The sequence below is a fragment of the Streptomyces misionensis genome, assembly GCF_007896895.1.
Lineage (GTDB): Bacteria > Actinomycetota > Actinomycetes > Streptomycetales > Streptomycetaceae > Streptomyces > Streptomyces misionensis_A.
The window spans coordinates 12,754-18,760 of the sequence record NZ_VOGW01000065.1 but is presented as its reverse complement, the minus strand read 5'-3'; the positions used below and the strand labels follow the sequence as shown (position 1 = coordinate 18,760).

Annotated in this window: 6 protein-coding genes; all 6 read right to left on the bottom strand. The window is 73.3% G+C overall.

What is annotated here, in order from left to right:
- Nucleotides 1-2: 2 nt before the first annotated feature.
- The 6 genes from FRZ03_RS12155 to FRZ03_RS12130 all read right to left on the bottom strand — a co-directional run bounded on the left by FRZ03_RS12155 (nt 3) and on the right by FRZ03_RS12130 (nt 6,007).
- Nucleotides 3-605 (bottom strand): Uma2 family endonuclease, encoded by a 603-nt coding sequence (locus FRZ03_RS12155; protein ID WP_146465159.1) that lies wholly within the window; start codon nt 603-605, stop codon nt 3-5.
- 87 nt (nt 606-692) lie between these two features.
- Nucleotides 693-1,913, bottom strand: a complete 1,221-nt coding sequence (locus FRZ03_RS12150) for a cytochrome P450 (protein WP_146465158.1) — start codon at nt 1,911-1,913, stop codon at nt 693-695.
- 44 nt (nt 1,914-1,957) lie between these two features.
- Nucleotides 1,958-2,623, bottom strand: a complete 666-nt coding sequence (locus FRZ03_RS12145) for a response regulator (RefSeq protein ID WP_146465157.1) — start codon at nt 2,621-2,623, stop codon at nt 1,958-1,960.
- A complete protein-coding gene (locus FRZ03_RS12140) occupies nt 2,620-3,969 on the bottom strand; it encodes a sensor histidine kinase (RefSeq protein WP_146465156.1) in 1,350 nt (449 codons plus the stop codon). The genes FRZ03_RS12145 and FRZ03_RS12140 overlap by 4 nt, the downstream gene beginning before the upstream one ends.
- Nucleotides 3,970-4,100: 131 nt before the next feature.
- Nucleotides 4,101-4,781 carry a response regulator transcription factor gene (locus tag FRZ03_RS12135; RefSeq protein WP_146465155.1) on the bottom strand — a complete coding sequence of 227 codons (681 nt, stop codon included), beginning with the start codon at nt 4,779-4,781 and terminating at the stop codon, nt 4,101-4,103.
- Nucleotides 4,778-6,007 carry a sensor histidine kinase gene (locus FRZ03_RS12130; RefSeq protein WP_146465161.1) on the bottom strand — a complete coding sequence of 410 codons (1,230 nt, stop codon included), beginning with the start codon at nt 6,005-6,007 and terminating at the stop codon, nt 4,778-4,780. Before FRZ03_RS12130 ends, FRZ03_RS12135 begins: the two co-directional genes overlap by 4 nt.

Sequence of the window (6,007 nt, the reverse complement as noted above, 5' to 3'; positions counted from 1 at the left end):
GGTCAGTCGACGTAGTGCTTGAGCTCCTCGGTGTCGAGTTCGATGCCGAGGGGCTGGGGGATCGTCAGCCTCGCGCCGAACGCCTCCTTGTGGGTGTCGCGGTAGCCGACGCCCGGAGTCGGGTCGCTGAACAGGGTGACCGTGTGGTCGGCGCGGTCGACCAGCAGGTAGAAGGGGATCCCGGCCGCGCCGTAGGCCACGGGCTTCTCCTGGCGGTCACGCCGGTCGGTGTCGGAGTCGTACGAGGTGACCTCGACGACCAGGATGACGCCGGCCGGGTCGGCCCACTCGCCGTGGCCGGCGAAGTGGCGCCTGGGCACGAGGACCCCGTCCGGCCGTACTCGCCCCTCGCGATACTCCTCCACCTTCAGGCCCTGTCCCTGGTACAGATCCAGGTCCGGCCGCCCCTGCATGCACTGCCGCATCAACCAGAGCACGATGCTGTTGTGGTCGCCGTCAGGCACCTTCTTGACCCCGATCCGTCCGTTGACGAACTCGAACCTGACGGTGTCGTCGGTCTCCCTGGCCGCGGACTCGGCGATCCTCTCGAACTCCTCCACCGACATCTGGGCCGACTGCAACTCGCGCTCTGCCATAACCGTCATGGTGCCCTCCTCGTAAGGCGGGCACCAGCGTGCCGTGCGGGCGGGAGGCATATGCCGGAACAGCCGCGTGATCAGCCGGACGGGTGATCAGCGCACCTCCACGCTCAGCCCCTCCAGGCCCCGGATCACGAAGTTCGGCTTGCGGGTCGGCTCCGCCGCCAGGGCGAGGGTGGGAGCCTGGCGGAGCAGGGCGGTCATGGAGGCGGCCAGTTCGATGCGGGCCAGGGGCGCGCCGATGCAGTAGTGGATGCCGGCGCTGAAGGAGATGTGGGGGTTGTCCCGGCGGGTGAGGTCGAGGCGGCCGGGGTCGGGGAAGACGGCCGGGTCGTGGTTGGCGGAGCCGAAGAGCATGGCGATCTCGGCGCCGCGCGGGATCGTGGTGCCGTCGATCTCGATGTCGTCCAGGACCCAGCGCTCGAAGAGCTGGAGCGGGGTGTCGTAGCGCATCAGCTCCTCGATCGCGGTCGGCACCAGGGAGTGGTCGGCGCGCAGGGCGGCGAGCTGGCCGGGGTTGCGGAACAGCGCCCACCAGCCGTTGACCGTGGCGTTGACGGTGGCCTCGTGGCCCGCGTTGAGCAGGAGCACGGCGGTGGAGATCATCTCCTGCTCGGTCAGCCGGTCGCCCTCGTCGTGCGCGGCGATCAGCCCGGAGACCAGATCCTCGCCGGGTTCCGCGCGGCGCGCCGCGATCAGCTCCCGCAGGTACTCCGAGAACTCCACCGACGCGCGGACCGCCGCCGCCGCGGTCCCCTCGGACGGGTTCAGCTCGTACATCCCGCAGATCGCCGCCGACCATGGCCGCAGCTGCCCCCGGTCCGCCTCGGGGATGCCCAGCATCTCGGCGATCACCGCCACCGGCAGCGGCTCCGCCACGTCCGCCAGCAGATCCCCGCCGCCGTCCCGCACGAGCCCCGCCACCAGCTCGTTCGCCAGGTGCTCCACGTACGGCTTCAGCCGCTCCACCGTGCGCGGGGTGAACGCCTTCGACACCAGGCGCCGGATCCGGGTGTGGTCCGGCGGCTCCAGATCCAGCATCCCGTGGTCGTTGAGGGTGTGGAACGGCTCGTGCTCCGGCGGGGGCGCCTGCCTGCCGAACTCATCGTGCGAGAACCGGTGCTGGTACGTCCGCCCCAGCCGCCGGTCCCGCAGCAGCGCCGAGACGTCCGCGTGGTGCGGCACCAGCCACTGGTCGCTCGGCTCGTACCGGAGCGCCCGGCCGCGCGCACGCAGCTCGGCGTAGGCCGGGTAGGGGTCGGCGAGGAACCCGGGGTCCCAGGGGTCGAAAGCGAGGTCGTGTGGCCCTGACATGCGGGGACGCTAACCCGCGGGGGCCGTTCTGACCAGGGGTGGCGTCAGCCGGGTGTCACCAGGCGGGCCTCGTACGCGAAGACCGCGGCCTGGGTGCGGTCGCGCAGGCCGAGTTTGACCAGGATGCGGCTGACGTGGGTCTTGGTGGTGGACTCGGCGACCACCAGCCGTTCGGCGATCTCCGCGTTGGACAGGCCCTGGGCGATGAGGACCAGGACCTCGGTCTCGCGCTCGGTGAGGTCGCCGTAGGCCGTGCGGGCGACGGACAGCGGATGCCTGGCCTCCGGGAGGCGGGAGAACTCGGAGATCAGCCGCTTGGTGACCGAAGGGGCCAGGAGCGCCTCGCCGGCCGCCACCACCCGCACTCCGTCGGCCAGTTGGCGGGCCGAGGCGTCCTTGAGGAGGAAGCCGGAGGCGCCCGCGCGCAGCGCCTGGTAGACGTACTCGTCCAGGTCGAAGGTGGTCAGCACCAGCACCTTGGCGGCGGCGTCCGCCGCCACGATCTCGCGGGTCGCCTCGATGCCGTTCAGTTCGGGCATGCGGATGTCCATCAGGACGACGTCCGGGGCGAGTTGCCGTACCCGGTCCACCGCCTCCCGGCCGTTGACGGCCTCGCCGACGACCTCGATGTCCGGCATCGCGTTCAGCAGGACCGAGAAGCCCTCGCGGACCATCATCTGGTCGTCCGCGATCAGTACGCGGATCGTCATGCGCCGCCCTCGGTCTCCGGGGCCGGGACCGGGAGGAAGACCGTCACCTCGTAGCCTCCCTCGGCCGTCCGGGCCGTCGTCATCTCGCCGTTCAGCATGGTGACACGCTCCCGCATCCCGGTGAGCCCGTGCCCCGCGCCCGGCGACGGCTTCACCAGGCTCGGCGCGGGCGGCGGGCCGTTGACGACGCGCAGGCCCAGGCCGCCGAGGACGTAGCCGATCTCCACCCGGGCGCTCGCCCCGGGCGCGTGCCGCAGGGTGTTGCTCAGCGCCTCCTGCACGATGCGGTAGGCGGACAGCTCCACCCCCTGCGGCAGTTCGCGCACCGCGCCGGTCACCGTCTTCGTCACGTCGAGACCGGCCTCGCGGACGTTGGCGAGCAGCGCGTCGAGGTCGGCGAGGGTGGGCTGCGGGGCGTCGGGGGCCTCGTAGTCCTCGGCGCGGACGACCCCGAGGACCCGGCGCAGCTCGGTCAGGGCCGCCACCGCGTTCTCCCGGATGGTGGCGAACGCCTTCTCCAGCTCCGGCGGCGGGTTCTCCACCCGGTACGGCGCGGCCTCCGCCTGGATGGCGACGACGGACATGTGGTGGGCGACCACGTCGTGCAGCTCGCGCGCGATGGTCGTGCGCTCCTCCAGCAGGGTGCGCCGCGAGCGCTCGTGCTCGGTCACCGACTGCTGCGCGGTGACCTCCAGCGCGGCCTCCCTGCGGATCTGCCGTACGGTGACCACCAGCAGGACCAGCGCGGACAGCAGCTGCATCTGGGCGACTTGGCTGCGGCCCTCCGTCCGGTCGAGGAGGCTGGTGGCGATGGAGCCGTACACCCCGGTCAGCACCCACATCCAGGCCGCCGTGCGCGGGCGGGTGCGGACCGCCACGACGGTGAGCACCACCAGGTGGGAGAAGAAGGTGCCCGGCGTCCATATCCCGCCCCAGTAGTCCTCGCTGACCATCGCGCTGACCAGGGACGCGACGAGGGACAGCCAGAAGGCCCCGGCCGGCCGCACCAGGGTCAGCAGGACCGGCGCGAGGGCCAGCAGCCCGCACAGCAGGGACGGCGCTCCGGAGATGTCGCTGCGCAGCATGCCCAGCCACATGGCCACCAGGCCGAGGAAGGCCACCAGTCCGTGCGGGGCCCGGGTCGCGTACTCCCGCATCCGGCCCGAACGGCCGCGCACCAGCCGGCTGCCGGGGCCGAGGCGGGGCAGCGGGCGGTAGGCGAAGGCCCCGTGGAACAGGTCCTGCCGCAACCCGGCGAGGGCGTCGGCCGCCAACCGGAACTCCGGGCTGCGCGGCCGGCCGGCCCCGGCCGGCGGGGTCGGGTGCGTGTGCGTCGTCTCGGTCACGGGGAGAACGGTAGGCCGCGAACCGGGGGCGGTCGTCAGCTTGGAGAGGGGTTCCTCGGGGTCCGTCTCAGGTACTACACGGAGCCTCTTCGGCGGTCAGGCACTCCACGGGGCCTTTTCGGCGGGAGGGTTCACCGGGTGCCGGGGCGGACCAGCCCGGACTCGTAGGCGAAGATCGCGGCCTGGGTGCGGTCGCGCAGCCCCAGTTTCACCAGGACGCGGCCCACGTGCGTCTTCACGGTCTGCTCGGCCACCACCAGCCGCCCGGCGATCTCCGCGTTGCTCAGCCCCTGCGCGATCAGCGCCAGCACCTCGGTCTCCCGCTCGGTGAGGTCCCCGACGCGCCGGCGCAGCGGGCGGCGGCGGCCGCCGTCCAGCCGGGAGAACTCGGCGATGAGGCGCCGGGTGACACCGGGCGCGAGCAGGGCGTCGCCGCCGGCCACCACCCGTACCGCCTCGGCCAGTTTGTCGGCGGAGGCGTCCTTGAGGAGGAACCCGGAGGCGCCCGCGCGCAGCGCGTCGTACACGTACTCGTCCAGGTCGAAGGTGGTCAGCACCAGGACTCTGACGTCCGGTTGGGCCGCCGCTATGTGCTCGGTGGCCTGGATGCCGCCGAGTTCGGGCATCCGGATGTCCATCAGCACGACGTCCGGCGCCAGTTCGGCGGACCTGGCGATGGCGTCGCGGCCGTCCACCGCCTGCCCGACCACCTCGATGCCGGGCTGGGCGTCGAGCAGCACGGTGAAGCCCTGCCGCACCATCTCCTGGTCGTCGGCGATGAGTACGCGGATGGTGCCGGCGCCGCTCGTCATGGGGTCTGTTCTCCTGTCGTGGGCAAGGGGACCGGGGGCGGGCCGCCCTGCGGGGTGCCGTCGCCGGGGAGGAAGGCCGGGACCGCGAAGCCACCCTGCGGGGTGGCGGCGGCGGTGACCCGGCCGCCGAGCATCGCGGCACGCTCGCGCATGCCGAGCAGTCCGTGCCCGACGCCCGGCGAGGGCGGTACCGCCTCCCGCGGCCGGGAGTTGACGATCTCCAGGTGCAGTCCGTCGGGGCGGTGCGCGACCTCGACGCGCACCGTGGAGCCCGGCGCGTGCCGCAGCGCGTTGCTCAGCGCCTCCTGCACGATCCGGTACGCCGACAACTCCACGCCCGGGGTGTACGGCCGCACCCTCCCCCGGACCTCGGCGGTCACCTCCATCCCGGCGGCGCCGGTGCCGGGGGCGCCGAGCCCGTAGGGGCCCTCGGGGTCCTCCGGGTGCTCGGAGCGCAGCACCCCGAGGACCCGGCGCAGTTCGGTCAGGGCCTCCAGCGCGTTCTGCCGGATGCCCGCGAGGTTCTCGATCAGCTCGGGCGGGGGCCGCTCCACCAGGTGCGGCGCCACCTGCGCCTGGATGGAGATGACCGACATGTGGTGGGCGACCACGTCGTGCAGCTCGCGGGCGATCCGGCTGCGCTCCTCCAGGAGGGTGCGGCGGGCCCGCTCCTCGGCGGTGAGGGTGGTCTGCTCCACGAGTTCGGCGCGCGCCTCCTGACGGCCGCGCACGGCGATGCCGAGCGCCACCACCACCGCGGACAGCACCACCGCGGCGACCCCGGTCGGCTGGTAGCCCGTCCCGCCCCAGCCGCCCTCCAGGGCCCAGGTGAGCAGTGCGGTCAGGGCCAGCGCCTCGACCGCCGCCCGGGCGCGCACCCGCAGCGCGAGCAGCAGCAGGACGAGCAGGTGCGCGATGATCCCGGCCGCCGTCCAGGGCCAGGAGAACACCACCCCGGGCGTCACGCCGAGACCCCCGTGCACCGCGACGGCGCACACCAGGGCCAGCGTCAGGGACATCCACCAGGCCGCGAGGGGCCGCCGCAGCGCGAGCACCGGGGCGCCGCCCTGCGCCAGACCGATCGCCCAGGCCGCGCCCAGGCCCAGCCCGCCGTTGTCGGCGAGCTGCGCCACCCCGCCGACCGCCACCCCGAACGCGGCCAGGCACACCAGTCCGTGCGGCAGCCACCGCAGCCAGACGGACGCGGGCAGCGGATCACGCCGCAG

Coding starts and splice junctions, on each gene's coding strand:
- FRZ03_RS12145 (WP_146465157.1), bottom strand. CDS start 2,623: ATGACGATCCGCGTACTGATCGCGGACGACCAGATGATGGTCCGCGAG.
- FRZ03_RS12150 (WP_146465158.1), bottom strand. CDS start 1,913: ATGTCAGGGCCACACGACCTCGCTTTCGACCCCTGGGACCCCGGGTTC.
- FRZ03_RS12155 (WP_146465159.1), bottom strand. CDS start 605: ATGACGGTTATGGCAGAGCGCGAGTTGCAGTCGGCCCAGATGTCGGTG.
- FRZ03_RS12135 (WP_146465155.1), bottom strand. CDS start 4,781: ATGACGAGCGGCGCCGGCACCATCCGCGTACTCATCGCCGACGACCAG.